Source organism: Desulfovibrio fairfieldensis, from assembly GCF_001553605.1.
GTDB classification, from domain to species: Bacteria; Desulfobacterota; Desulfovibrionia; order Desulfovibrionales; family Desulfovibrionaceae; genus Desulfovibrio; species Desulfovibrio fairfieldensis.
The window spans coordinates 2493354-2520115 of the sequence record NZ_CP014229.1; the positions used below are offsets into that span (position 1 = coordinate 2493354).

The following is a 26762-nucleotide window of genomic DNA, read 5'->3' on the forward strand; positions in this document are numbered from 1 at the left end:
GATGCGAAAACAGGTTCCCGGGAGATACCAACGCCCGTACCAACAGCCGCGCGCGGCGGCGAAAAAGCTGTCAGTCCCGGCGGCGCAACGACAGCAAACCGTCCAGAATGCTCCAGGGATTGGGCGGGCAGCCGGGCACAAAGACATCCACGGGCGGCAGGCGACCGCCTCCATCCAGACCCCCATGACATTGCGGGCTTTCCCGGAACAGGCCGCCGGAAATGGCGCAGGCCCCCACGGCCACCAGCAGACGCGGCTCCGGCATGGCGGCCCACGTGTCCAGCAGAGCCCGACGCATGTTTTCCGTCACCGGGCCGGTGACCACCAGACCGTCGGCATGGCGCGGCGAGGCCGTAAATTCGATGCCGAAACGGCCCAGATCATACACCAGGGTGCCCAGCACATTGCAGTCGGCCTCGCAGGCGTTGCAGCCCCCGGCGCTGACCTGGCGCAACTTGAGGGAACGGCGGAACAGGCTATAATCGCGGGGCGGGCACGGCGACGCGGATGCCGGAGCGGACACGCCGGACGGCAGGGGCGCGATGCGCAGAGCCTCCCGCCGGAAGGCGGCCAGACGGTGCTCCCCGCTGAAGTGGAAGGCCCCTTTGGGGCAGGCCGCGCGGCAGGCGCCGCAAAAAATACAGCGGCCCATGTCCAGCAGCGGGGTGCGCGCGCCGCAGGACTGACCGGATGGGCCGGATGCAGCGGAGGGGGACGGCAACAGCGCGCCTGCGGGGCAGGCCGTGAAACAGGCCCGGCAGTCGCCGCAATCCACATCCGTAAGCGTGGGACGCCCCAGATAGCGCGGCGAAAGCGCGGGCTCCCGCCGGGGATAGTCCAGCGTACGGTATTTCTGGTGCAAGCGTTCCTTGATGATGCGCAGCATGGGCAAGCCTCACAGATCGTGGCCGCAATATGAAAGATTGAAGCTCTTGTTGCAGAGGGGAAAATCCGAGATCTGGCCGCCGCGCATGGCTAGCGCCAGGCCGGGCCAGTTGTGGAAGGACGGGTCCACGATTTTGCAGACCAGCGGTTCCCCGTTCGTGCCGGTGACGGCCAGATGGCAGATTTCGCCGCGCCACCCCTCCACCTGGGCCACGGCCAGCTTGCGGGCCGGAAGACGCGGCGGCCACGAAAGCGCGGACACGGCGGGCGTTTCCGGACAGGCGGCCAGACGGGCCAGATCCTCCCGCAGCAACGCCAGGGAATCGTCCAGTTCATGGCTGCGCACCAGGGCGCGGGCCAGCACGTCGCCGCCGCGTTCCCGGCGCGGACCGTGATCGCCCACGGGCAGCTCCGACAGAGGGGCATGAAAGCGCGCGTCCAGATCAAGGCCGCAGGCCCGCGCGGGCACGCCCACCAGCCCCAGAACGCGGGCGTCCTCGGGGCACAGCGCGCCGATACCCGCCAGCCGGTCGCGCACGCTGGCCGCCTCCAGCATGATGTCCACCGCGCCGCGCGTGTCCCGTCCGGCCGCCCGCAGCCGCGCCGCCAGATCCTCGCAGCCCGCCGGGTCCAGATCCCAGGCCACGCCGCCGTAGCGCAGCAGGCCGCGCCCGAAACGGTTGCCGCACAGGCTGGCGGTCATGTTCAGAAAATCGCCCCGGATGCGCCCGTTCCAGGAGGAAGTGGGCAGAAAGCCCGTATCCCCGGCAATGGCCCCCAGGTCGCCGCAATGGTTGGCCAGACGCTCCAGCTCCAGGCCGATGCGGCGCACAAGCTGGGCGCGTTGGGGCACGCCCGTCCCGGTCAGGCGTTCCCACAGCACGCAATGGGCCGTGGCGTGGGCCACGCTGGAATCTCCGGCCGCGCATTCCAGCAACGGCAGGCGGCGGCCCGCCGGGCCGTGCGTGAGCATGGCTTCCAGACCTCGGTGCTGATAGCCCAGGGCGATTTCCAGGTGCAATACGATTTCGCCGTGGCATTGAAAGCGGAAATGTCCCGGCTCAATGATGCCCGCATGCACCGGGCCCACGGCTACTTCATGCACTTCGCCGCCGTCCGCCCGGTAAAGGGGGTAGTCCGCCGGGGCGTCGCTCTTCGCGCCGCCCCGCATGCCGTCGGGCGTGCGGCGCACGGCCTTGAGCCAGGGATGCCCCACGGGTTCCACCCTCCATTGCTCGTATATCTCGCGCTCAAAAAGGTGAACCTGGGGGCAGTCCGGCGTGAGAGAGTCGAAGCGCTCCAGCGGCGGGGTGCGCAGCGCCGTCAGCATGCGCGCGGCGTCGTGGCCCAGCACGCAGCACAGGCCCACGGGGCCGGAAGCGTCCGGACCGCGTGCGGCTTCCGGCAGTCCGAAGAAGGCCAGTACGCGCCAGCCTTCGGCCACGGCTCCGGTCAGACGGTCGCGCAGCTCCGCCGCGTCCATAAGGGGCAGATCGTCGAGATCCATGGCCTGCCGGTAATCAAAGGAAAGCATACCCAAGTCTCCTAGAGAGCATTTTGCGCTTGAAATGATCGCGTAACGGCGAAGTAAATTCGCCTTGCGATACTTTCGCGGTGCGGATTTTCACGGAAAATCCGCACGGAGCGTTGAGATATTTTCAATATCAAAACGCTCTAGCCGTCGATAAGCGCCGCGCCGCGTTGCAGAAAATGCCACAGCCGGTCGGGCACCCAGAGGCCCAGCGTCAGTACGGCCAGACAGAGGGCCAGGGGCGGCAGCACGCTCAGCAAGGTCTCGTGTCGGCTCCTCGGCAAGTCCGGGGGCCGGTTGCCCTGCACCATGCGCAGCACGGCCACGGACATGCCCACGAAAATCACGGCCAGAGCCGTCAGATAGGCGGCGGCCACGCCGTAGGAGTCTTGGGCCAGCATGCCCTTGAGAATCAGGAATTCGCTGACGAAGATGCCGAAGGGCGGCGAACCGGCCACGGCCAGAAAACCCGCCGTCCAGAGCGCGCCGGTGACGGGCATGGTCCAGCGCAGGCCGCGTATGTCATAGCTGGAAAAGGTGTGATAACGGGCCAGGATGTTGCCCGCCAGCAGAAAGAGCATGCATTTGGTCAGGGAGTGGCAGACCGCATGCAACAGCGCGCCCTGGGCCGCCAAGCCGCCCAGGCCCGCGCCCAGGGCCAGAATGCCCATGTGCTCCACGCTGGAGTAGGCCAGCAGGCGCTTGTAATGGCCCTGCCCCACGATGAAAATGGCCGCCGTGATCAGAGAGAGCAGGCCGAAAAAGACCAGTAGGCCGCCGCTGAAATCGCCCAGATCCGCCGCCAGCATGATTTGGTGCCCGCGCAGGATGCCCAACAGGGCGCAGTTGAGCAGTGCGCCGGAAAGCAGGGCCGACACCAGGGACGGGGCCTGGCTGTGGGCGTCGGGCAGCCAGTTGTGCAGGGGCGCGAGGCCCATCTTGGTGCCGTAGCCCACCAGCAGAAAGATGAAGGCCGCCTTGAGCCAGGGTTGCGCGGCCGTATGCGCGTGCCGGATGAACCAGCCGACCTGGTCCATGTCCCCGGCCGGGATGCCGCTTCCGTCAGGTGCGTAAAAGGCCACGGAAAGCAGGATATTGCCCAGCAGCGCCAGGGCGATGCCCACGGAACAGATGATCAGATATTTCCAGGTGGCTTCCAACGAATGGCGGTGGCGGTGAAAATAGATCAGCGGCGCGCTGGAGAGGGTGGTGGCTTCTATGCCCACCCAGAGCGCGCCCAGATGCGGGGTAGTGGTCACCAGGCTCATGGCCGCCAGAAAGAAGCAGAGACAGGCCGTGAAGCGGCGCTCCGGGGCGTTGGTGAAGGGGCGGCCGTCCTGGATGCAGGTGCGTTCCTCAAGGTTTTCCTCTTCACGCAGATAGCCCACGGCGTAGATGGAGGCCGCCAGAAACAGCAGGCTGGCCAGTGCCAGAAAAAGCGCACCCAGCGCGTCCGGGGCCAGCAGGCCGCCCAGAGCGCAGGGCTGTTCGCCTCGCGCCACGCGCGCAACGGTCAGCAGAGACAGCGTGACGTGCCCAAGAGCCGTGAGCGGCAACAGTCCCCGGCAGAAGGCGGCGTTGCCCACCAGCAGCATGATCAGGCCCGCGCCGAGCGGGAGAAAAAGCAGAGCTTCCAGCATGCGCGTCTAGTCCCTGAGGCTGCGAAAGCGCCCCACGTCAATGGATTCAAAGGTTTCGCCGATGTGATTGATGGCGATGCCCATGACGAAAACCGCCACAAAAATGTCCAGCAACAGGGCCAGTTCGAACCAGACCGCGCCTGCGGTCATCAGCGGCGCGCCCAGCAGAAAAATGCCGTTTTCCGCCACCAGATAGCCGATGACCTGCGAAAGGGCCGTGGTCCTCCCCACGACCAGGATCAGCCCACAGAACAGAGTGGTCAGGGCCGTGGGCAGCAGCAGCGGCGGAAAAAGCCCCGGCAGGATGGACAGCCGGGCCTCCAGCCAGAGCGAGAAGACCAGCCCGGACATGCCCGCCAGAATGCCCAGTCCGATGTGCAGGCGGGGCCTGAGGCCCGCCCCGGCGCGCAGGCGCTTCCGGGTGCGCGTGAGCAGGCCGGGCAGCAGCAGGCCCTTGATCAGCAGCACGGCTCCGGCCAGCAGGGCATGATCCAGACACAGCAGCAGGGCCGCCAGCAGAATGCCCTGAAAAGCCGTGAGCCGGATCAGAGCCGGCAGACGCGGCGCGCCCAGCAGCAGAAGATTGTTGAGCAGCAGCAGAAAAAGCACTGTGGGGAGGAACGTCGTGGTCATTGTCCGCCTCGCCTGGAACAGCTTAGAGCGTTTTGATATTGAAAATATCTTAACGCTCTGTGCGGATTTTCCGTGAAAATCCGTACCGCGAAAGTATCGCAAGGCGAATTTACTTCGCCGTTACGCGATCATTTCAAGCGCAAAATGCTCTATCGTTGAAACGCCGCGCATTTCAGCGAACCTGGGTCAGAATCAGGGCCAGGGCCGCCAGAGCCGCCGTGCCGCCCAACAGCTGGGGGACGCGCGTCAGGCGCAGGCGGGCCATGACGGATTCCACCACGCCTACCACCGCCGCCAGTCCCAGAATGACGGTCAGCCACAGACCGGCCTGCTGCCAGAGCGGCAGCGGCGGCACCAGCAGCCCGGCGATGAGCGCCGCGAAAAACCAGAGCTTGAGCGCCGCCCCATATATGATCATGGCCAGGTTGGGGCCGGAGTGGTCCAGCACCATGGCCTCGTGGATCATGGTCAGTTCCAGATGGGTGTTGGGGTCGTCCACCGGGATGCGGCAGTTCTCCACCAGCAACAGCACAAAGAACACCGCCGGAATCAGCAACAGCTCCGCACGGCCCAGCAGCCAGGCCCCGGCGGCCTGTCCGCCGAACATGCCCGACAGGGAGAAGGACGCGGCCGGGTCCAGGCCGTGATGCAGGTCGAGGCTCAGGCTGGTCAGCACCAGAAAGGCCAGAAACAGAACGGGTTCGGCCAGAGCCGAAAAGGCGGCTTCACGGCTGGCGCCCATGCCCTCGAAGGAGGAGCCCGTATCCAAGGCCGCCAGAATCAGGGCGAAGCGCCCCATGCCCAGCAGATAGGCGGCCAGCAGAAAATCCCCGCTGAAACCCAGCGGCGAGGGCGCGCCGCCCAGGGGCAGCAGGGCCAGAGCGCAGAGAGTGGCGGCCAGGGCCACGCCGGGCCCGGCGGTGAAGGTCCAGGTGGCGGTGCGGCTGATGACCTCGCCCTTGCGCAGCAGCCGGGCCAGATCATAGTAGGTTTGCAGCAGGGGCTTGCCCCTGCGCCCGGCCGTCTTGGCCTTGATCCGATTGATGATGCCGGGCAACAGCGGGGCCAGGGCCAGGGCCAGCAGCAGCTGGACGAGATAGGCGGAAATGTTCTGGCTCATACGCCCAGCCCCCATATCAGCAGGCCCACCACCGTGGCCAGAATATAGAGGATATACAGATGAATCTTGCCGTGCTGGATGATTTTACAGGCATTGCAGAGGCGTTCCACGGCTTCGAACAGGGGCGTGAACAGACCGCTGCGCAGACGATCCGGCGCGGTCACGCTCAGCCCGGCCCGGCCGGGGAAAAGCCCCTCGATCATCGGGCGGCGAACCTTGAGCCCCATGGCCGGGGCGAAAATCCGCGCCAGCGGCTCGGAAAAGGAGGCGTCCGTATACTGGATGCGCGCTGAACCCGCCTGAAAGCCGCAGCCCCATGTCTGTTCCGTCCGCTCCATTTGCGCCGCCGCGCCGCGCCGCCGCAGCAGCCATTTGCGGCCCAGCAGCAGCGCCAGGGACAGCAGCAGGCCACCCCCGCCCAGCATGGAAACCATGCCGAGGCTCCCGCTCGCCTGGGCCTGGACTTCCAGCGCGCCGGGAATCAGACCTTGCGGCGGGGGGACGGCGTGCAGGGCCGTTTGCGCGGCCAGGCCGAAAAAGCTCGGGGCCAGCAGGCCGCCCGCCACGCAGGCCAGGGCGGGCAGGGACAGCGGCCAGAGCGTGCGCCAGGAGACGGCGTGGGCATTGTCCGCGAAGCCCGTGCGGGCCTCGCCCAGAAACGTCATGCCGTAAGCCTTGGCATAGAGGGCTGCGGCCAGGCCGCTGATCAGGGCCAGACCCGTCAGGGCCAGCAGCAGGCCCATCTGCCGCTCCACGCCGGGCAGGGACGGGCCGTCCAGCATGGAAAGGGCCAGCACAAATTCTCCGGCAAAACCGCTTAGGGGCGGCAGGCAGGCGATGGCCGCCGCGCCCAGGGCGAAGGCCGCGCCCAGCAGGGGCAGGCGCTTCTGCAAGCCGCCCAGCAGTTCCATGCGCACCGTGCCCGTGGCGTGCAGCACTTCGCCCGCGCAGAGAAAGAGCAGGCCCTTGAAACCCGCGTGGTTGAGCATGTGCAGCAGTGCGCCCGCGAAGCCCAGCAGGGCGATCCAGGCGTTGCCCGAGGCCTGGCCGATGAGCCCGGCCCCCACGCCCATGAACATGAGGCCCATGTTCTCCACGCTGGAATAAGCCAGCAGGCGCTTGAGGTTGCTCTGGGCCAGCGCTTTCAGAATGCCCATCAGGCCGGTGCCCAGGCCCAGCAGAAGCAGACACCAGCCCCACCATTCGGGCGCGGCGCCCGGAGCCGCCAGTATGCCCAGACTGCGGATCAGCCCGTACAGTCCGGCGTTGATCATGGCCCCGGACAGCAGGGCCGAGACATGGCTGGGCGCGGCGGGATGGGCCTCGGGCAGCCAGACGTGCAGGGGCGCGAGCCCGGCCTTGGCCCCGAAGCCCAGCACGGCCAGCAGGAACAGCGCCGTCATGACGCCCGGCCCGGCCGCGCGCAGGGCCGCGCCATCGCGAAGCGCGTCCAGCGCCGTGACGCCCGAGCTCTGCCAGAGCAGGCCGAAAAAGGCGATCAGGGCCACGGCCCCCAAATGCGCGGCCACCAGATAGACCCAGGAGGCGTCGCGCACCTTGCTGTCGCCGTCGTTGAAATCAATCAGAAAGAAAGGAGCCAGGGACATGATTTCCCAGGCCAGCAGAAAAAGCACGGCGTCGCGCGCGCTCATGACCAGGGCCATGCCCAGCAGCAGAAGCAGATAAAAGAACCAGTGCGCGCCCAGATTGTGCATACGCGGCGAAACCTGCCGCAGGGAGAGGCCGCCGGAAAGGGCGCAGACCAGTCCCAGGCCGAAAACCGGCAGCAGAAAAAGGCGGCTCAAGGAGTCCAGACCCAGGACGCACGCGCCCACTGGCAGTCCCCAGGGCAGGGCCGTCGACAGACTGTCGACGGCCTCCCATGGGCCGACGGCCAGGGCGCAGAGCCCGATCAGGCAACCCAGGGCCGCGCCCAGCGAGCCGAACCGGTTGACGGCCCGTCCCCAGGCCGCGCCAAAAGGCCGCAGGGCCGCCGCGATGGCCAGCAGGCCCGTCGCCAGCGCCGTCCCCGCCAGAATCAGAAGGGCCGTGAGAAAGAGTTTCATGCGCTGTTCCGGATGTTCTCGGCCGGGCTACGCCAAACCCTGCCGCAACTGTCCCTCGAAGTAGGCAACGGTTTTTTTCAGGCCTTCTTCCAGGGGCACCACGGGCTCCCAGCCCAGCATCTTCCGGGCCAGGGAAATATCGGGCCGCCGCTGCCTGGGATCGTCTCCGGGCAAGGGTTCATAGCTGATGACCGAACCGCTGCCGGTCAGGGCCACCACCTTTTCGGCCAGTTCCCTGATGGTGAATTCGCCGGGATTGCCCATGTTCATGGGGCCGGTGAAGTCGTCGGGCGAGGCCATGAAACGCAGCATGCATTCCACCAGGTCGTCCACATAGCAGAAGGAACGGGTCTGGCTGCCGTCGCCGTAAATGGTGATGGGTTCGTTTTTCAGGGCCTGGATGATGAAGTTGGACACCACGCGGCCGTCGTTGGGATGCATCTTGGGACCGTATGTATTGAAGATGCGGCCCACTTTGATGGGCAGGTTGCCCTGCCGCCGGTAGGCGAAAAAGAGCGCCTCGGCGCAGCGCTTGCCTTCATCGTAGCAGGAACGGATGCCGTTGGGATTCACATGGCCCCAGTAGTCCTCGGTCTGCGGATGCACTTCCGGATCGCCGTATACCTCGCTGGTGGAGGCCTGATAGATGCGCGCGCCCAGCCGCTTGGCCAGGCCGAGCATATTGATTGCCCCGTGTACGCAGGTCTTGATGGTCTGCACCGGGTCGTGCTGATAATGCACGGGCGAGGCCGGGCAGGCCAGATTGTAAATCTCGTCCACCTCCACGTAGAGCGGGAAGGTGACGTCGTGGCGGATCAGCTCAAAGCGCTTGTTGTCCATGAACTCTTCCACATTGGCCCGCGCGCTGGAAAAGAAATTGTCCACGCAAATCACTTCGTGCCCCTGATTGAGCAGACGCTCGCAGAGGTGCGACCCCAGAAAGCCCGAACCGCCGGTGACCAGAACCCGTTTACGCAGATGCATGTTTCCCCCGGAAAGACTGTAGCCGGACGCCGCCGCGTTCAGGCGCACGGCGTCCGTAATGCAGATATATTACTCTCAATGCCCGCCGCTGGCAATGCCGCCCGACGGCCGTGCCGCGCGGTTCCCGCTTTACTTGCCTCGTTGCCGGAGCATTGCTATGTTTCCCCGCGAGGTTACGCATGGGACACAAAAAAGTGGAGCGTATTGACCCCTTGAGCCGGGCTTTGCCCCTGGGCGGGGTGGACAGCCACGCGCATCTGGACGATCCGGACTTCGATCCGGACCGTGAGGATGTTCTGGCCCGGGCCCGCGCGGCAGGGCTGGCCAACGTGGGCAACGTCTTTCTGGGGCCTGAGGATTTCGTCGCGCGCCGGGCCTTGTTCGACAAGCATCCGGAAGTCTTTTTTCTGCTGGGCATCCATCCCTGCGACGGGCGGAACTGCACGCCGGAGAGCCTGGCGGCCATGCGCGCGGCCTTTGCGACGGAGCCGCGCCTGCGGGCCGTGGGCGAAATCGGCCTGGACTTCCACTGGCAGGACTGCCCCAGGGAGTTGCAGTTCAAGGCGTTCACCGAACAGCTGGATCTGGCCCGCGAGCTGGACGTCCCCGTGGTCATTCACTGCCGCGAGGCCGAGGATGAATGCCTCATGACCCTGGAGGCGCGCGGTTTCGCCGGATATCCGCTGCTCTGGCACTGTTTCGGGGGCGGTCCGGCTCTGGCCCGCCGCATTCTGGACAACGGCTGGCACATTTCCGTGCCCGGCCCTGCGACCTACCCGGCCAATGCCGAACTGCGCCAAGCCGCCGCGACTATCCCGGCGGACCGTCTGCTGCTGGAAACCGACTCCCCCTATCTTTCGCCCATCCCCTGGCGCGGCAAGCGCAACGAACCTGCCCTGACCGTGTTCACCGCCAGGGCCGTGGCCGAGGCGCGCGGCGTCGCGCCGGAAGAACTCTGGCTGGCCTGCGGGGAAAACGCACGCCGCTTTTTCAAGCTGAATCAGGGCGTTTTGGCATTGAAAATGTCTGACTGCTCAGCATAGTATACTGCTTTCAGCATAGCATACTCTAATGACCGATGCCTGCGATCCTGTTCAGCGGCGCGTATGTCACCGTGACGCGCCCCGGACAGGCCGGATACCAGGGGCATGACGAGGCCGCCATGGAATTTCTGACATTTTCTTCGCTGGACCCCGCTTTTAATCTGGCTCTTGAAGAGCGGCTTTTTGATTCCCTGCCGCCGGAACATCCCGGACTTTTCATGCTCTGGCAGAACGGCCCTTCCATTATTGTGGGCCGCCACCAGTGCACCGCCGAGGAAGTCAACGCCGATTTCGTGCGGCGCGAAAACCTGCCGGTGGTACGGCGCATCACCGGCGGCGGCGCGGTCTACCATGATACGGGCAATCTCAATTTTTCCTTCATTGAAAACGCCAACGGCCAGGAGCGGGTGAATTTCCGGCGTTACCTGGAACCGGTGCGCGAAGCCCTGCGCGATGTGGGGGTGCGGGCCGAAATTTCGGGCCGCAATGACCTGGAAGTGGACGGACGCAAGATATCGGGCAGCGGCCAGCGGATTCACCGGGGCAAGGTGCTGCACCACGGCACCCTGCTGGTGGACGTGGATTTCGGGCGCTTGAGCGAGGCCTTGAGCGTGGATCCGGAGAAAATCCGCTCCAAGGGCGTGGCCTCGGTGCGGGCCAGGGTCCGCAATCTTTCCGAATGCTGGACGCCGGGCACGGACATGGGCACGCTCAAATGTTGCCTGCTGCGCCATTGCGCCGCAAGCGCCGCCCGTCTGGACATGGGGGACTACGCCGCGGCCCAGGCTCTGGCCGACAGCAAATACCGGCAGTGGAGCTGGAACTACGGCGCTTCGCCGGCCTTCACCGAGGAAAAGCGCCGCCGTTTTCCCTGGGGCGGTGTGAACCTGCGGCTGAGCGTGCGCAACGGTCGGATCGCGGATTGCCGGATTTACGGCGATTTTTTCGCCAATGCCGAGATCGAGGATCTGGAAAACATGCTTGCCGGGTTGCAGCATGAGCCCGGAGCCCTGGCCGAAGCCCTGGAAGACGTGCCTTGGGAATTGTATTTCAGCGGCTGCGATCCGGAGGAAATGCGCCGCTTTTTTGCGGAATAAGAACGCATCGGCTTCCACCGCCGCCGGGCGCGATGAGAGCATTTTAACGTTGATCCGCTCTGGCGCCGCCGCGCGGGCGGCGTTCAGGCTTGGGCGTTCCCGTGCGCCCGTTCGGTTCCATTCCGCCGCTTGTCCTCGTACATCCGGGCGTCGGCCGTTTTCATCAGCGTTTCATAATTCTTGCCTTCGGCGGGAAATTCCGCCCAGCCCACGCTGCAGGAAATCCGGTAGGGCGCTCCGTCGAGCATGGCCGGTTCGCGCAAACTTTCCCGGATGCGCCGCAGCAGTTCCGGCGCCGCGTCCCGGCCGCCGTCCGTGACGGCCACGGCCGCGAATTCGTCGCCGCCCACGCGGGCGAGAGCGGCCAAAGGCCCCAGAGCGGAGCGCAGACGCCGCGCGAATTCCTTCAGCACCGTATCTCCCCAGAAATGGCCCAGCGTGTCGTTGCATGCCTTGAACGCGTTCAGATCCATATACAGAAACACAAAGTGCGCGGACTGCGGCGCGCGGCAGAGCGCGTCCACTATCCGGTTCAGCTTGCGGCGGTTGAACAGGCCGGTCAGATCGTCAGTCTCCGCGGTCTGGCGCAGCAAGCGTTCCTTTTCCCGCCGCTGGTGCGCCACGACGGCGCACAGCCCGCTGATGACGAAGCCCAGGCCCAGGTGAAGGGGAAGCTCCTTTGTGCCGATCCAGCCGCCTTCCGGGGCAAGGCTGAGTGTCCAGGCATGGTTGGGCACCTGGATGCCGTAGTCCACAGGCCGTCCGGGGGGCATGACGCCGCCTTGGGCGATTGTCAGATCATCGCCGTGTTCCCCCCGGCAGTGCAGGCGGTAGGCGTAGCCCTCCTGCCGCAACGCGTTCAGGAAGACCGGCTTCAAAGCCTCGGGCAGGTCCAGGATCAGCACCGCGAATCCCCAGAATTTTTCCTGCCCGTCGGCCTCGGTCAGAAAAATGGGATTGCGCGCCACCAGCCCCAGGCCGCCCTGGAACAGGCTGTACGGGCCCGATAAAACAATGCCGCGGCTGTTGACGGCTAGCAGGGCATCGGCCCGGCGTTTGGGATTGGTAAAAACGCTTGTGCCTATGACCGCTTCATTGCCCTCGCGGGGATAACAATAGGTCACGACGCCGTCCGGCAGATACTGGATGGCCCGGATGCCCGCGCCGTCGGCCAGTGATCTGGCCAGGTCCTCAAAGACTGTTTCCGGTATGTGCCCGTGTCCGGCAATGATCACGGATTCCAGCACGTCGGTTTTGTGGAAAAGTCCGCTCAGCAGCGTTTCCAGGCGGGCGCTGTACACTTCGGCGGTGCGCAGGGCGTCCGTCCGTCGATGGTCGACCGAGGTCCACGCGGCATAGACGGCGAAGGCGATGGTAAGCAGCACGCCGGTCAGAAAGACCGGAAAATGCAGGGGACGGACCTTGGGCATGCAATGTTTCCAAAAGCCGCTTGAAAAGAGGGCTGTTGCGGGACGGCGGGCATGGTTGGACACTTTCTGTTTCTTATGGCTCCATATCCCGCAAGGGTCAAGACGTCTTGAGCGGCGGTTCCGGCGTCTTTTTTACCGCGCTGCCGGGCTTACGCGCCAGGACGGGCTTCTTGTGCCCCGCCTTCGGACATGCTAAAGTACACGCGCCCATCACAAGCTGCCCGACGGGCTCCGGCCGCTTACGGCCGCGTTCAAGACACTGCAGCAAAGGAGAATCCATGTCGGAACTGCGTACGCCGCTCACTTCCTGGCATGAGGCCCATGGGGCCAAAATGGCGCCTTTCGCCGGTTGGCTCATGCCCATCCAGTACGAGGGCATTCTGATCGAGCATCAGCACACCCGTCAGCATGCCGGTCTTTTCGACATCTGTCATATGGGCGAATTCCGCATTGAAGGGCCGGGCGCGGATGAGGCGCTGTCCCGCGCGGTGAGCCACAATCTGGCTACCCTCGCGCCGGGCAAATGCCGTTACGGCTTTCTGCTCAATGCCGAGGGCGGCGTGCTGGACGACTGCATCATCTACCGCTTCGGCCCGGACGCCTTCATGATCGTGGTCAACGCGGCCTGCGCCGCCGGGGACTTTGCGGCCCTGCGCGAGCGCCTGCCCCAGGGCGTGGCCCTCACCGACCTTTCCGCCGTCACGGCCAAGGTCGACCTGCAGGGGCCGGAGTCCGTGGACGTGCTGGAAGCCGCGCTCAACGAGAATTTTCATGACCTGCCCTATTTTGGCTTCCGGGAAACGACCTTTGACGGCGCGCCTCTGCTGGTCAGCCGCACGGGCTACACCGGCGAACTGGGTTTTGAGCTTTATCTGCCCTGGGACAAGGCCGAGGCCTTCTGGACGGCCCTGCTCAAGGACGAACGGGTCAAACCCGTGGGCCTCGGCGCGCGCGACACTTTGCGCCTGGAGGCCGGGTTGCCCCTCTACGGACACGATCTGGACGACAAACACTCTCCGGCCGAGGCGGGCATGGGCCGCATGTTGACCAGCACGGCCGACTATGTGGGCAAGGAAGGCGCGCAGCGCGTGCGCGAGGTGCTGGTGCCTCTGCGCATTGAAGGCCGCCGTTCCGCGCGGCACGGCGACGTTCTGGCTCTGCCCGGCGGCCCGGAAGTGGGCCGGGTGACCAGCGGTTCCTTTGCGCCCTCGCTGGGCTGCGTCATCGCTTTTGCCTGGGTGGACGCGGCTCAGGCCGAACATGCGGATTTCGTGGTCCGCACGGCCCGCAGCGAGCTGGCGGCCCGCCGCGCGGATCTGCCTTTCTACAAAGAAGGCACGGCCCGCAAAAAATTGCAGTAGGCGCGGAGCCTTTGCCCGCGCAAGGCTTTTGATTTCACATAACCAACACATTTTATGCAGTGTAAAGGGGAAACACCATGTCCAACGCTCCCGCCGATCTTCTCTACAGCAAAAGTCATGAATGGGCCCGCCTGGAAGGCGACGAAGCCGTTATCGGCATCACCCATTTCGCCCAGGAATCCCTCGGCGACATCACCTATGTGGAACTGCCGCAGGCGGGCGACGCCCTGGCTGTGGACAAGGAATTCGGCTCCGTGGAATCGGTCAAGGCCGCCAGCGACCTGGTTTCGCCGGTGAGCGGCGAAGTGACCGAGGTGAACGCCGTTCTGGAGGATGCCCCGGAAAAATGCAACAGCGATCCTTACGGCGAAGGCTGGCTGGTGCGCGTGAAGCTGTCCGGCAAGCCCGAGGGCCTGATGGATGCGGCGGCGTATGAGGCTTTCTGCGCAACAGAGGCTCACTAGGAGCTGTTTCTAAATTGGTTCTTTTGCCTGCCGGCTTCGTCAAACGTCGCTTTTCACTCCGGCCGAATACCAGAAGAGTATACTCCCGTCGTAAAAAGCTCGTTTTCCTCGCTGGAAAGGCAAAACTCCCTAATTTAGAAACAGCTCCCAGGAAAATACTGAGTAATGGTCTTTTTGCCCTCTGCCCGCGTCCGGCTCATTCCGTGCGAAGGTCGGGTTTGAATATACCCCTCCGCCTGCGGTTCGCCGCCCTTGGCAGAGAACAAAAATTTTCATTACTCAGCGCTTCCCTTGAGCAGATTCCTTTGAAATGCTCCGGGGCTGTTTCTAAGGAAGCGCTGATGTCATTTTGATTGACGTAGCGGTTCCTTGGATATGTTTTGTAAAACTAACTGGTTTTGCAAAAGACGCGCAACGTTGCAGGGCAAGCCGCAAGGCAGGTTCAAAAAGGAGTAAACATGCCCTATATTCCCCATACGCCGGACGATCTCCAGGAAATGCTCTCCGTGGTCGGCGTGCGCACCCTGGATGACCTTTTCGCCGACATTCCGCAGGACATGCGGCCCAAAAGTTTCAAACTGCCCAAGGGGCAGGGTGAAGCCTCGGTCTGTGCCTATTTCGAGGACCTGGCCGCCAAAAACCGTCCGGAAATGATCTCCTTCCTGGGCGCGGGTTATTATGCCCACCAGATCCCCAAGGCCGTGGACGCCCTGGCCGGACGCAGCGAGTTCTATACCGCCTACACGCCCTACCAGGCGGAATGCTCCCAGGGCACCCTGCAGGCCATTTTTGAATTCCAGACGGCCATCAGCCGCCTGCTGGACATGGACTGCGCCAACGCCTCGGTTTACGACGGCGGCACCGCCCTGTTCGAAGCGGCCATGATGGCCGTGCGCGCCACCCGGCGGCGCGTGCTGGTGGTGGACGAGGCCGTGAACCCCATCTGGCGGGTCATGCTCGGCACCTATATGTCCAGCCTGGACCTGGAACTGAAGACCGTGCGCCAGCGCGACGGCGTGAGCGACATGGACGCGCTGATGGCCGCCGTGGACGACAACTGCGCGGCCGTGCTGGTGCAGAATCCCAACTTCTTCGGCGCGGTGGCCGACTATACGGAACTTTTCGCCAAGGCCCGCGCGCACAAGGCCTTCGGCATCATCTCCGTGTACCCGGTCATGCAGGCCGTGCTCAAAACCCCCGGCGAAATGGGGGCCGACGTGGCCGTGGCCGAGGCCCAGAGCCTGGGCCAGCCGTTGTCCTTCGGCGGTCCCTATCTGGGCGTCATGACCTGCCGCAAAGAGCACATCCGCCAGTTCCCCGGCCGCATCGCGGGCCGCACCACGGATCTGGACGGCAAAACCGGCTACGTGCTGACCCTCCAGGCCCGCGAGCAGCACATCCGCCGCGCCAAGGCCACATCCAACATCTGCTCCAACCAGGCTCTCTGCGCCCTGCGCGCCCTGATCCACATGAGCCTGCTGGGACCGGAAGGCCTGACCCGCCTGGCGGAAAACAACATGGCGCTGGCCCGCTATGCCGTGGAGCGGCTCACGGCCCTCAAGGGCGTGGAGCTGCTCAACGACGCGCCCTTCGGCAATGAAGTGGCCCTGCGCCTGCCCATGCCCGCTGAAACCCTGGTGGACACGCTCACCAGCCACGGCTGCGTGCCGGGCTATCCCGTGGGCCGCTACTATCCGGGCATGGAAAACGTGCTGCTGCTGGCCTGCACCGAGCTCAACAGCCGCCGCCAGATCGGCTTTCTGGCCGAAACCGTGGGAGGTCTGCTGTGAAAACCATTTTCGCCAAATCCGTGCCCGGCCGTCGCGCCTGGGAGATAGATTCCGACGCGCCCAAAGCGGCGCGGATGCTGCCCGCCGGTCTGCTGCGCAAAGATCCGCCGCGCCTGCCCGAATGTTCGGAGCTGGACGTGGTGCGGCACTTCACCGGGCTTTCCAAACTCAATTACAGTGTGGACGCCAATTTCTACCCCCTTGGCTCCTGCACCATGAAGTACAATCCCAAGTTCACCGAATACGTGGCCGCGCTGCCCGGCTTCAGCCGCCTGCATCCGCTGCTGGCCCAGCTCTCGCGCGGGGCGGCCTGCACGCAGGGCGCGCTGCAATGCCTCTATGAGGCCGAGCGCTGGCTGTGCGAGCTCACGGGCATGAAGGCCTTCACCTTCCAGCCCATGGCCGGAGCCAACGGCGAATTCACGGGCGTCAAGCTCATCGCGGCCTACCATAAGGCCAAGGGCCGCAATCGCAAAAAGATGCTCATTCCGGACGCGGCCCACGGCACCAATCCGGCTTCCGCCGCGTTGGCCGGTTTTGAGACCGTGAACATCGAGTCCCGCGACGGCATGGTGGACCCGGACGCCTTGGCTGCGGCCATTGCCGAGCACGGCGAGGACGTGGCCGGTCTGATGATGACCTGCCCCAACACGCTGGGTCTCATGGAGCTGTACCTGCCGCGCATCGTGGAAGAATTGCGCAAGGTGGACGCGCTGCTCTATTACGACGGCGCCAACATGAACGCCATCATGGGCAAGATGCGCGTGGGCGACGTGGGCTTTGACGTGGTGCACCTCAATGTGCACAAGACCCTGGGCACCCCGCATGGCGGCGGCGGCCCCGGCGCCGGGCCGGTGGGCGTGGGCGAACGCCTGCTGCCCTTCCTGCCCGTGCCGCGCGTGGCCCTGCGCGAGGACGGCAGCTATTATCTTGATTACAATCTGCCCCGGTCCATCGGCTACATGGGGCCGTTCTACGGCAGTTTCGGCGTTGTGGTAAAAGCCTTGGCCTACATGCTGCGCCTGGGCGGCGAAGGCCTGACCCGTGCTTCGGAATACGCGGTGCTCAATGCCAACTACCTTAAAAAACGCCTGGAAGACGTACTGGACGTGCCCTTTGCCGACCGGCTCTGCGCCCATGAGTTCGTGGCCTCCGCGCCCGAAGGCACCCGCGCCCTGGACATTGCCAAGGCCCTGTTGGACCGGGGCTTCCATGCGCCGACCATCTACTTCCCGCTGATCGTCAAGGAATGCCTGATGGCCGAGCCCACGGAAACCGAGAGCAAGGAAACCCTGGACGCGTATGTGGACGCCCTGCATGAGATCATCGCCCAGGGCAAGGCTGATCCGCAGAGTCTGGCGGACGCGCCTGTCGGGCTGCCGGTGCGCCGCCTGGACGAAACCACGGCCGCGCGCCAGATGGTACTCACCGAGGATATGGAACAGGGCCGGTAAGTCCGTCTTCACATATTCCCGTTGCTGCAAAAGGCCGGAGTTTGCTCCGGCCTTTTCCTGTTTACCTGATTTCTTCCACAACGCCCCCGGCCAACACCCGGCCCCCGGCGTCGTAAAGGGCCGCCACCTGGCCCGGCGCGCTGGGAAACTGGGGCGCTTCCAAGGTAATCCGCAAGCGCTCGCCGTCCAGGACTGCCTGGGCCGAGACGGCCCGCTGGCGGTGGCGCAGACGGGCCAGCACATCTTCGGGCCAATGTTCCGGCGGCACAAGAATATTGGCCGGGCCGGTCAGGCAGGCGCGCATGCCCAGCAGGGCGCGCGGCCCCACGATCAGGGCATTGTCCGCCCTGTCCTTGCGCAGCACATACAGCGGCTCGCTGTGGGCGATGCCCAGGCCCTTGCGCTGGCCCTCGGTGTAGCGCCAGAGCCCCTGATGCCGTCCGATTTCGCACAAGCCGTCCGTCGCACCGCCGGGCTTTGAGGCCAGCAGTACCGGTCCTTCTCCGGAGGGCTCCAGGCCTTGGGCGCGCCATTGCGCCGCCAGAAAAGGCCGGTAGGCGGCATCGTTTTCCGGCACGAAGCAGATGTCCTGGCTTTCACGGGGCAGGGGCACGGCCAGACCAGCAGCGGCTACCAGGGCCACGCTTCGGGCCTTGTCCTGGTCCGCCAGGGGAAAGAAGGCATGGCGCAGGCGCGCGGCGGGCACCAGGCTGAGAAAATAACTCTGATCTTTGGCCCTGTCGTGCGCGGCGGCCAGAACCGGCGGCGCCTCCTTCTCCCCGTTGCGCCCCGGCAGCAGGCGGGCGTAATGGCCGGTAGCCAGCTTGTCCGCGCCCAGATCCAGGGCCGCGTCCAGCAGGGCTCCGAATTTGACGGCCCGGTTGCAGCGCGCGCAGGGATTGGGCGTGCGCCCTTCGGCATAGGACCTGGCAAAGGGAATCATGACCTCGCGCTGAAAAACGACGCGCAGATCCACTGTGTGCAGGGGAATGCCCAGGGCCCGGCAGGCGGCTTCAAGGCCCGGCAGTGGATCACAGGCGCCGCCGGGCCGGGGATGGGACTGTTCCGGCAGAAAGAAGCCGTGCAGGGCCAGCACGTCGTGCCCGGCCCTGCGCAGGAGCAGCAGGGCGCAGAGGCTGTCCACGCCGCCGCTCACGGCTACGGCAATGCGCATGGGCAATCTCCGGGGGCTGTTCCTAGAGCATTTCGACCTTGAAATACTGCCAATTTTAAAGCTGACGCTGCCCTCAGCCTATCGTTGCTGTCGTCATCCATAAGTCGCCCAGCGGCAACGGCTGAAGCGCGGCGGGAACGTGGTCCCGCCTTGGCTTCCGGCGCTGGCGTCCGCTCTCGCGGCCGCCAGCGCATTTCAATATTTTCAAAGTTGAAATGTCCTGAATCAGGGAGTGTTGCCTTTTCAGCGAGGAAAACGAGTTTTTTACCACGGGAGTATACTCTCACGGTATTTGGCCGGAGCAAAAAGCGACGTTTGACGAAGCTGGAAGGTGAAAGAACCAATTTGGAAACAGCTCCTACAGAATCTGATTCAGGAACTGCCTGAGTCTCGGATGGCGCGGCGCGGTGAACAGTGTGTCCGGCTTGCCCGCTTCCACGATCTGCCCCTGATCCATGAAGATCAGGCGGTCGGCCACCGTGCGGGCAAAGCCCATTTCATGGGTGACGCAGATCATGGTCATGCCTTCCTCGGCCAGGTTGACCATGACGTCCAGCACTTCGCCCACCATTTCCGGGTCCAGGGCCGATGTGGGTTCGTCAAAGAGCATGATCGCGGGCTGCATGGCCAGGGCCCGGGCGATAGCCACGCGCTGCTGCTGTCCGCCGGAAAGCATGGCCGGGTAGACGTTGGCCTTGTCGCTGATGCCCACTTTTTTGAGCAGGCCCAGAGCGCGGGCTTCGGCCTCTTCGCGGGAGAGATGAAGCAGTTTGATGGGGGCGAGGGTCAGGTTATGGAGCACGGTCTTGTGCGGAAACAGGTTGAACTGTTGAAAAACCATGCCCAGGTTGCGCCGGATGAGATTGATATTGTTCTCACGGCTCATGATGTCCTGGCCCTGCACCGTGATCTCGCCCTTGTCGATTTCTTCCAGGCGGTTGATGGAACGCAGCAGGGTGGACTTGCCCGAACCGGAAGGGCCGATGATCACCACCCGCTCGCCGGGGGCGATATCCAGGCTCACGTCCTGCAAGGCGGGCAGATGGCCGAAATATTTCCAGACGTGACTGATAGTGATGATGGGGTCGTGATCGTTACTTTCCGTCATAGTAGTCCAGCCTGGATTCTGAATGGAGATTCCACCCGGTTGAGAATAATGATATTTTTTTTGAAAATCAAATAGTTACATGCAGAAATCAAACTATGGCAATCTGCGCGCCGCAGGCTATTGATATCCGCCTGGGGCGGTATGGATCCTGCTTCGACGATTGTATGGCCGTAGGGATTGGCATATGGGAATGTCGGTGTTTCGTCAAGAAATTGGCCCAAAATCGTATGTAAACCGGCAGTTGGCGACGGATTTTCACTCTTCGCCACAGAGTCAGGAGCAAGAAGACGAACGCTGTGGCTGTCCTTGATAAGGCCGTTCTCATCCCTCTTTGCTTGACAAGTCGATTTTTTCCTTATAACGTGTACCCAAAGACAAAAAAGAGTGCAAGACCATGAACGCCACTCGCCGGATTTGCCTTTTCTGCGGAATATGTATGGGGATCATCACGATCTTCCTGCTGACCTGCGGGCGAAACGCACCGGCCCGATCCTTGGGGCTTGTAAATTTCAAGCCGTTCATGGCATCCAGCGCCTTTCCCGCACTCCCCACCCTTTCTGTTCCCTTTCGGAAACAGGGGAGCAAACAGCGCCACCGCTCCCTGGATGGCTCAGAGCCGGGATCGCCTGATTCTCCTCTTGTCTCCGGCGTCATCCCTATCATTTTTCATCCCCATTTTTTCACGCGGCTCCTTTTTTCCCATGACATGGGCCATATTCCCGGTCTCCGTGAAATCCGGGGCATGCTGCCTTTTTCCCTTGCTCCTCCTCCCGCTCGTGCCTCCTGAACCCGTTTCCTCCACAAGTCGTCGTACGCTTCTCCTGTACGGATATATTGTGCCGGACGAGCGTGGACGACAAACCTCCATTTCAGGAACGCAAGGAGCACATCATGGATCTCGGTACGAAGGTTCTTCTCATCAGTGGTGGATTTTTTCTCTTCGCCCTTATTCTTGGTCTGTTCGGTAAGAAGATGAACGACGACTAAGCCTGTGCGCCATTATTTTCTGCGCGGGCTGCCTTTTCGGGGTGGTCCGCGTGGTTTTGCATGAAAAAACCTCTGCCGGGATTTTGCCGATCCCGGCAGAGGAGAGCAGGTTGCCTTTAAATCCGTAACGAGGCGTAGTTATTTGCCGTCATAGTAGTTCAGTCTGGATTCCATGATGCTCACTGCTTTGGAGAGCGCAAGGGTGATGATCAGATAAATCAGGGCAATAACCGTGTATGTCTCGAAATACAGATAGGTGGTGCCCACAAAGCTGCGGGCGCGCTGCATGATGTCGGGCACGGCCATGATCGAAACCAGGGAGGTGTCCTTGAGCATGGCGATGCACTCGTTGCCCACGGGCGGCAGAATGGTGCGCCAGGCCTGGGGCAACACCACGTAAAACATGGTCTGAAAGCGGTTGAAGCCCAGGGAGCGCGCGGCTTCGCTCTGGCCTTTGGAAATCGCCATGATGCCCGCGCGGAAGACTTCGCCCATGTATGCGCCGTAACAGACGCTGATGGCAATGACCGCCGAGGTGATGCCGCTGATCTGGAAAAAGCGGGACAGTGCGTAGTAGATGTAGAAGAGCTGGACCAGGAGCGGGATGCCGCGGATGACCTCCACATAGGTGGAGGCGAGAAGATTGATTGCGCGATTGCGCGAAATGCGCCCCAGGCCGGTCAGCAGGCCCAGGGGCACGGCACAGCAGATGGACATGACCGTGATTTTGAAGGTGACCACCACGCCGTCCGGCAGATAGAGCAGAATCCGCAGATAGGGGTCCGGCCAGAGCAGACAGAGCGCGAAAAGAGCGCACACAGCGCCCACCAGGGCAATGGACCAGGCGTTGATCAGACGCCATTCGCGGGGGTCCGGGATGGACGCCCCGTCCGTGACCATGACAATATTGCCCTTGCTGTGAGTGTCGTTGGGTTCGGGCATGGACGCCGCCGCCTTTTAGTGTGTTTTACGCGTGCAATCGGCGCTTGACGGCAAAAGGAATCCGCCCCGCGCCGATAGCCGCGCGCGGATTCTTCCGAAATCCGCGCAAAGCGGTTTGCCGTTGTCACAGCCGGACCGCTCTTGTTTGTGGTGGGCGCGGGCGGGGGCTGAAGCCGCCCGCCCGCGCGTCAGGGCCGGTAAACGACGGAAACGCGTCGCTTCCGCCGGAGAATCCGAGGATCCCGCCTAGTTGCTCTTACCCATCCACTTTTCAATCAGCTTGGCTTCCTGGCCGGATTCCTTGACCTGCTTGATGCCCTTGTTCAGCTTGTCCACCAGATCCTGGCGGCCCTTGCGCACGGTGAAGCCGTAGTATTCCTTGTCGCCGGTCTTGAAGGAAAGGTTCAGCTTGCCGGCGTAGTCGGCTTTTTTGTTCACATAGTACATGGCAACGGGGTCGTCGCAGATCACCGCGTCCAGGCGGCCGCCCACCATATCCTGAATGGCCAGGCCCACGTCGTCGTATTCCTTGAGGTCCGCGTCCACATCGGCCTTGCGCATCACGAAAATGCCCGTGGTGCCGATCTGGCCGCCCACCTTCTTGCCCTTGAGGTCGGCAAGGCTCTTGATGCTCGTGCCCGCGGGCAGCACCACGGCCTGGACCACTTCATAATAGGGATCGGAGAAGTCGAACTGCTTCTGGCGCTCGGGCGTGATGGTCGTGGAAGAGGCCACGATGTCATATTTGCCCGTGGCTACGCCGCCGAAAATGCCGTCCCAGGCGATATTGCGGACGTCCACCTCAAAACCGGCGGCCTTGGCCACCGCGCGGATGTAATCCGTGGAATAACCTTCAGGCTGTTTCTGGGCGTTGAGCATTTCCATGGGCGGCCAGGTGCAGTCACTGGCTACGGTGTACTTTTCCGCCGCCAGGGCCTGGCCGCAGAAAAGCGTCAGCACGAGCAGGGCAAGGGAAACTCCGCGAAACATAGGGCCTCCTTAAGATTGCGAAATCAACGAGACGCGCGCCGCGCGCCGGAACATCCCTCCGGTCACAGGCCGGAGCATGCCCATCTTTAGCCGGGGGCGCAGCCGCCGTCAAGGGCGCTCCCGGCCTGTGCCGCTGCCGGGAAGAAAGCGCCCGGACGCGGCACGGCCATGCCCGTTGCCCGCAGGCTTGGGACATGGCCGTTTTGCTGCCGGGAAATCTCCGGCAAACTGCCGTTTGCTTCCTTATATATGCCGCCCGCAGCGGGAAGACGCGGAGCGGCCGTGGTGTCCGCGGCAAGCGTCGGAACCCGGTGAAGGCCTCAACGGTTGCCGGAGGCAGAGTCGTCCTCTTCCTCATCGTTGTTCGGAGGCGCGGCCGGAGCGGCGCGGGCGGGCAGCTCGGTGTCCTCATCATCGCTGCGGTCGTCCTTGAGGGCCTGCTGCAGGAACCAATCCTCGCGGATGCGCCAGGAAGCGGCGGCGGTATAAGCCGGTGAGGAATAGCCCACGGAAAGCACCAAGGTGCGCCGGGCGTGTTCCTGCAGGCGGATCAGCAGGGGGGTGAAGTCCGCGTCGCCGGACAAAATGATGAATTCATCAAAATGGGTGGAATGGGAGAGATCGTCCATGCAGTCCATAACCAGATGGATGTCCGTGCTGGTTTTGCCGCGTGAGGTCAACGGCGGACAGTCCACCACCTGAAAGGCGCTGCGGATAAACGGATTGCGGAATTCCTGATAACGTTGCGGATTCAGATAACACATCCGCTTGAGGATGCGTCGGCGCACGCCCTCGCCGTACAGAATGCGCAGGGCGTGGTTTTCAATCCAGCGAACCCAGCGGTAGGGCGCCGAGCCGAAGGTCCGGGCGGCTTCCGGGTCCGCCTCCAGAAAACGGGTATAGATATTGTCAAAATCCACATATAACGCGCTGAAAACTTCATCAAAACCGGTAAATCGTGCCATGTGCTCCTCAAAACAAGTCATAAAGTGAATACTGCAGATCACAGCATACTAGTGCCATAGCCCCGGCAACACAAGGCCGTATCGGCTTGAATTTGCCGGGCCGGGCGGCTATGCTGCAAATGTGCGGCGCGGCGACGGCATCGGGCGGCCCCGCCGCCGCATGTGAGGAGGTGTGATGCCAAAGATTTTCGCGGCCCCGGCCCTTTGGGCCGCGTCCAGGCTGGAGCCGTGGCGCGCCATGCGCCGGGAACGGCCGGGTGAATTCTGGTTTGCCTGTCTGTTCTGGTCCTTTTGGCTCTCGCTGGCTTCTTTTCCCATCGGTTACGGCATGCGCGAGGTCATGCCGGTGCTCAGCTTTATTTTTCTGCTGCTCTATTACCGCCATGAATGGCGGAACAGCGTGCTGCGCCGTCTCGACGCCCGTCCGCTGTTCTATTGCCTGTGGCTGATGGTCGGCATCGGCGTCTGTTTTTCCACGGATCCGCTTTCTTCCTTGTTGCACGCGGGCACGGGCATCAACAAGGGTTTTATCCTGCCCTTTATCGCCATGGAATGCGTGCGCGGCGAGAAGGACTTGCGCCGCCTGGTCTGGGCCTGCGTGCTGGCCTGCTCCTGGCAGGGCCTGGACGGTCTCTGGCAGGCCTTCACAGGCCGCGACTTCATCATGGGCTATGAACCCAATGCCGGGCGCTTGACCGGCAGCCTGGGCGACTACACGGTGGGCAATTATATCGCGCTGGCTCTGATCCCGGCCTTCGGCCTCTGGTTCATCCTGCGCCGTGGGCTGGACGCCGTCAGTTCCGCCTTTCTGTGTCTGACCGTCTTCTGGCCCGCCTTTTTTTTGCTCCAGGGGGCGGCCAGCCGCAGCGGCGCGCTGGCAGTGGCCTCGGCCTTCGGTTTCTGGGCCCTGCTGCGCCGACGGCGCTGGCAGTGGCGCATCCTACTTTGGCCTCTGGCGGCTCTGGTCGTGTTCATCCTCTGCCAGCCGCAACGTCTGACGCCGGAAACACTGGCCTCCGACGGGCGCTGGAGCCTTTGGGAACTGGGCTGGCGCGTTTTTCTGGAACATCCCTGGTTCGGCGCCGGCGCCGGGCAGTACAACGCGGCCTTCCGTGCCCTGGGCCTTTCTCCGGCCGAGGACGATATCACCATCAGCCATCCGCATAATCTCTACCTGGACCTGCTCTATGCCCATGGGTTGGTAGGCTTTTGTCTGGGCATGGTCTTTCTGCTGGGCTTCCTCTGGTGGGGGTACAAGCGCATCCGCCCGCGCCTGACGGCGGAATGTGCGGGAAAAAGCCCGAGCCTGCACTGGCGGCTGACCGCCTGGTTCTGGATCGGTTTCGCCGGCTGGCTGGTCAACGGCATTTTCGGGCATGACTTTTATCGCATCTGGTGGCTGGGCCTGGCCATGAGCCACCTGGGCGTCATGATCGGCGCGGTGGTCAACGGTTCGGCCCAGAGCTCGGACCCGCCGCCGCGCGAGGTAAAGGGAGAAAGCAATGTTTGAATCGGCATCCCTGGGCAGATCTTATTCTACCAAGGAATACGACGCTCTTAAAGAGGATCTGCGCGGCAGACTGTTCGCCGCGCAACGCGAGGCGCGCGAACACGACGTGCCCGCGCTGGTAATTATTGAAGGCGTGGACGGCGTGGGCAAGGACGCGGTGGTCAATCTGCTGTCGGCCTGGATGGATGCCAAAAACATCCGCAACCACACCTTCTGGCTGGAAACCGATGAGGAAAAGAAACGGCCCGAGGCCTGGCGTTACTGGCGCGCGTTACCCGGCAAGGGCGAAATGGCCGTGTTTTTCGGGGGCTGGTACAGCGAACCTATCCGGAAGTTCTGTTGCGGCGGCCTGGACGAGAACGATTTCAACCGGCGGATGCAGCGCTGGGCCCGGCTGGAACGCGCACTGGCAGCATCGGGAACCCTGATCGTTAAATTCTGGCTGCATATCGGGAAGAAAGCCCACAAGGAACGTCTGGAACAGCGCCTGAAGCACAAGGGCCACCGCAGCTTCACGCCGTATGACAAGAAGAGTGAGGAAAATTACGACGCCCTGGTCAGCGCGGCGGCCAAAGCCATAACCATTACCGACCGGGCCTATGCGCCCTGGACTCTCATCGACGCTTTTGACGCCAATTTCCGTAATGTGGCCGTCACCCGCGCCCTGACCGCCGCGCTTTCCAGCGCCGTGGCCGCCCGCGAAACCCTCGCGCAGGAAGCGCCCGTTATGACCAGCCAGGCTTGCCCCGAGGGGAGCAGCATGCCGGAGCGGGACGATGCCGCCGCGTTCAATGCTCTGGACGCGGTGGATCTGAGCAGCGCGCGTGAGCACAGCGAGTATAAAAAGAAGCTGGCCGCCCTGCAGGAGGATATCTATGCCCTGACCTATAAGGCCTGGAAACACGGCATTTCCAGCACGCTGGTCTTCGAGGGCTGGGACGCCGCGGGCAAGGGCGGGGCGATCCGGCGGCTCACGGCGGGCATGGATGCGCGCATTGTGCGGGTGATCCCCATCAGCGCGCCCACGGACGAGGAGCTGGCCCATCATTATCTCTGGCGTTTCTGGCGGCATGTGCCCATGGCGGGTTTTGTGACTGTCTACGACCGCTCCTGGTATGGCCGGGTGCTGGTGGAACGGGTCGAGGGACTTACGCCGTCCGCCGACTGGAAGCGGGCTTACGCTGAAATCAACGATTTTGAGGCCCAGTTACGGGAACCCCACAATATAGTGGTTAAATACTGGCTGCATATTTCCCAGGAAGAACAGCTGCGGCGTTTCCGGGAGCGGGAAAACACGCCCTGGAAGCAGTACAAGATCACGGAAGAGGACTGGCGCAACCGGGAAAAATTCCCTGCCTACATGGAGGCCGCGGAAGAAATGTTCGCCCGTACCAGTACGGAAGAGGCCCCCTGGCATATCGTCCCGGCGGAGGACAAGAAATATGCCCGTCTGGATGTGCTGCGCATTTACCGGGACACGCTGAAAAAGGCCCTCAAGCGGATTTAGAGCGGATTACTTTTAAAAGTTAACCTGCTCTAAGAACAAAACAGAAAAACGACAGGCCCCGATCTGGTAACGGATCGGGGC

Annotated in this window: 22 protein-coding genes; 9 read left to right on the forward strand and 13 right to left on the reverse strand. The window is 63.4% G+C overall.

Translation table 11 applies throughout. The features are described 5' to 3' along the window. Positions 1-70 precede the first annotated feature (70 nt). The 7 genes from AXF13_RS10555 to AXF13_RS10585 form a co-directional block, all read right to left on the reverse strand. Positions 71-886 (reverse strand): NADH-quinone oxidoreductase subunit B family protein, encoded by an 816-nt coding sequence (locus AXF13_RS10555; RefSeq protein WP_062253144.1) that lies wholly within the window; start codon positions 884-886, stop codon positions 71-73. Between the two features lie 9 nt (positions 887-895). Then, a complete protein-coding gene (locus tag AXF13_RS10560; RefSeq protein WP_062253146.1) occupies positions 896-2419 on the reverse strand; it encodes a hydrogenase large subunit in 1524 nt (507 codons plus the stop codon). A 140-nt stretch (positions 2420-2559) separates the two neighbouring features. Then, positions 2560-4056, reverse strand: coding sequence for a proton-conducting transporter transmembrane domain-containing protein (locus tag AXF13_RS10565; RefSeq protein WP_062253148.1), 1497 nt, complete (start codon positions 4054-4056; stop codon positions 2560-2562). 6 nt (positions 4057-4062) lie between these two features. Further along, the gene (locus tag AXF13_RS10570) at positions 4063-4689 is read right to left on the reverse strand and encodes a hypothetical protein (protein WP_062253150.1); all 627 of its coding nucleotides are present in this window, start codon (positions 4687-4689) and stop codon (positions 4063-4065) included. Positions 4690-4861: 172 nt separating this feature from the next. After that, entirely contained in the window at positions 4862-5809 is a 948-nt protein-coding gene (locus AXF13_RS10575) for a respiratory chain complex I subunit 1 family protein (RefSeq protein ID WP_062253151.1), read from the reverse strand. Beyond that, positions 5806-7875, reverse strand: a complete 2070-nt coding sequence (locus AXF13_RS10580) for a proton-conducting transporter transmembrane domain-containing protein (RefSeq protein WP_062253153.1) — start codon at positions 7873-7875, stop codon at positions 5806-5808. The genes AXF13_RS10575 and AXF13_RS10580 overlap by 4 nt, the downstream gene beginning before the upstream one ends. A 27-nt stretch (positions 7876-7902) precedes the next feature. Next, positions 7903-8859, reverse strand: a complete 957-nt coding sequence (locus AXF13_RS10585; RefSeq protein ID WP_062254848.1) for a UDP-glucuronic acid decarboxylase family protein — start codon at positions 8857-8859, stop codon at positions 7903-7905. A gap of 179 nt (positions 8860-9038) precedes the next feature. Between AXF13_RS10585 and AXF13_RS10590 the strand changes: the two genes are divergently transcribed. Further along, a complete protein-coding gene (locus AXF13_RS10590) occupies positions 9039-9902 on the forward strand; it encodes a TatD family hydrolase (RefSeq protein WP_062253155.1) in 864 nt (287 codons plus the stop codon). Positions 9903-9937: 35 nt separating this feature from the next. Continuing rightward, a complete protein-coding gene (locus AXF13_RS10595; protein ID WP_062253157.1) occupies positions 9938-10999 on the forward strand; it encodes a lipoate--protein ligase in 1062 nt (353 codons plus the stop codon). 83 nt (positions 11000-11082) lie between these two features. On the opposite strand, the gene AXF13_RS10600 is transcribed toward AXF13_RS10595, so the two are convergent. Beyond that, entirely contained in the window at positions 11083-12429 is a 1347-nt protein-coding gene (locus tag AXF13_RS10600; protein ID WP_062253159.1) for a diguanylate cyclase domain-containing protein, read from the reverse strand. Positions 12430-12707: 278 nt separating this feature from the next. Between AXF13_RS10600 and gcvT the strand changes: the two genes are divergently transcribed. From gcvT to gcvPB, 4 genes are all read left to right on the forward strand, one after another. After that, entirely contained in the window at positions 12708-13790 is a 1083-nt protein-coding gene (gcvT, locus tag AXF13_RS10605) for a glycine cleavage system aminomethyltransferase GcvT (RefSeq protein ID WP_062253161.1), read from the forward strand. Positions 13791-13867: 77 nt separating this feature from the next. Further along, positions 13868-14254, forward strand: coding sequence for a glycine cleavage system protein GcvH (gene gcvH / locus AXF13_RS10610; RefSeq protein WP_062253163.1), 387 nt, complete (start codon positions 13868-13870; stop codon positions 14252-14254). Positions 14255-14712: 458 nt separating this feature from the next. Then, positions 14713-16044, forward strand: a complete 1332-nt coding sequence (gene gcvPA / locus AXF13_RS10615) for an aminomethyl-transferring glycine dehydrogenase subunit GcvPA (protein ID WP_008681767.1) — start codon at positions 14713-14715, stop codon at positions 16042-16044. Beyond that, positions 16041-17498, forward strand: a complete 1458-nt coding sequence (gcvPB, locus tag AXF13_RS10620; protein ID WP_062253165.1) for an aminomethyl-transferring glycine dehydrogenase subunit GcvPB — start codon at positions 16041-16043, stop codon at positions 17496-17498. The genes gcvPA and gcvPB overlap by 4 nt, the downstream gene beginning before the upstream one ends. Before the next feature lie 61 nt (positions 17499-17559). Here gcvPB and mnmA read toward each other — a convergent pair whose 3' ends face one another. Together mnmA and AXF13_RS10630 are read right to left on the reverse strand one after the other, a co-directional pair. Continuing rightward, positions 17560-18672: a tRNA 2-thiouridine(34) synthase MnmA gene (gene mnmA / locus AXF13_RS10625; RefSeq protein ID WP_062253167.1), complete on the reverse strand. Its 1113-nt coding sequence runs from the start codon at positions 18670-18672 to the stop codon at positions 17560-17562. Positions 18673-19030: 358 nt separating this feature from the next. After that, a complete protein-coding gene (locus tag AXF13_RS10630) occupies positions 19031-19780 on the reverse strand; it encodes an amino acid ABC transporter ATP-binding protein (protein WP_008681761.1) in 750 nt (249 codons plus the stop codon). A 436-nt stretch (positions 19781-20216) separates the two neighbouring features. Here AXF13_RS10630 and AXF13_RS16825 point away from each other — a divergent pair, with 436 nt between their 5' ends. Next, positions 20217-20567 carry a hypothetical protein gene (locus tag AXF13_RS16825; protein ID WP_150116158.1) on the forward strand — a complete coding sequence of 117 codons (351 nt, stop codon included), beginning with the start codon at positions 20217-20219 and terminating at the stop codon, positions 20565-20567. A 338-nt stretch (positions 20568-20905) separates the two neighbouring features. On the opposite strand, the gene AXF13_RS10640 is transcribed toward AXF13_RS16825, so the two are convergent. The 3 genes from AXF13_RS10640 to AXF13_RS10650 all read right to left on the reverse strand — a co-directional run bounded on the left by AXF13_RS10640 (position 20906) and on the right by AXF13_RS10650 (position 23664). Further along, positions 20906-21709: an amino acid ABC transporter permease gene (locus AXF13_RS10640; protein ID WP_008681758.1), complete on the reverse strand. Its 804-nt coding sequence runs from the start codon at positions 21707-21709 to the stop codon at positions 20906-20908. Between the two features lie 246 nt (positions 21710-21955). Then, positions 21956-22699, reverse strand: coding sequence for a basic amino acid ABC transporter substrate-binding protein (locus AXF13_RS10645; protein WP_008681757.1), 744 nt, complete (start codon positions 22697-22699; stop codon positions 21956-21958). A 320-nt stretch (positions 22700-23019) separates the two neighbouring features. Then, the gene (locus tag AXF13_RS10650; RefSeq protein WP_009302941.1) at positions 23020-23664 is read right to left on the reverse strand and encodes an NYN domain-containing protein; all 645 of its coding nucleotides are present in this window, start codon (positions 23662-23664) and stop codon (positions 23020-23022) included. A 175-nt stretch (positions 23665-23839) separates the two neighbouring features. Here AXF13_RS10650 and AXF13_RS10655 point away from each other — a divergent pair, with 175 nt between their 5' ends. Both AXF13_RS10655 and pap read left to right on the forward strand, forming a co-directional pair. Further along, positions 23840-25174 carry an O-antigen ligase family protein gene (locus tag AXF13_RS10655; RefSeq protein ID WP_062253170.1) on the forward strand — a complete coding sequence of 445 codons (1335 nt, stop codon included), beginning with the start codon at positions 23840-23842 and terminating at the stop codon, positions 25172-25174. Next, positions 25167-26681, forward strand: coding sequence for a polyphosphate:AMP phosphotransferase (gene pap, locus AXF13_RS10660; protein WP_062253171.1), 1515 nt, complete (start codon positions 25167-25169; stop codon positions 26679-26681). The genes AXF13_RS10655 and pap overlap by 8 nt, the downstream gene beginning before the upstream one ends. Positions 26682-26762 lie beyond the last annotated feature (81 nt).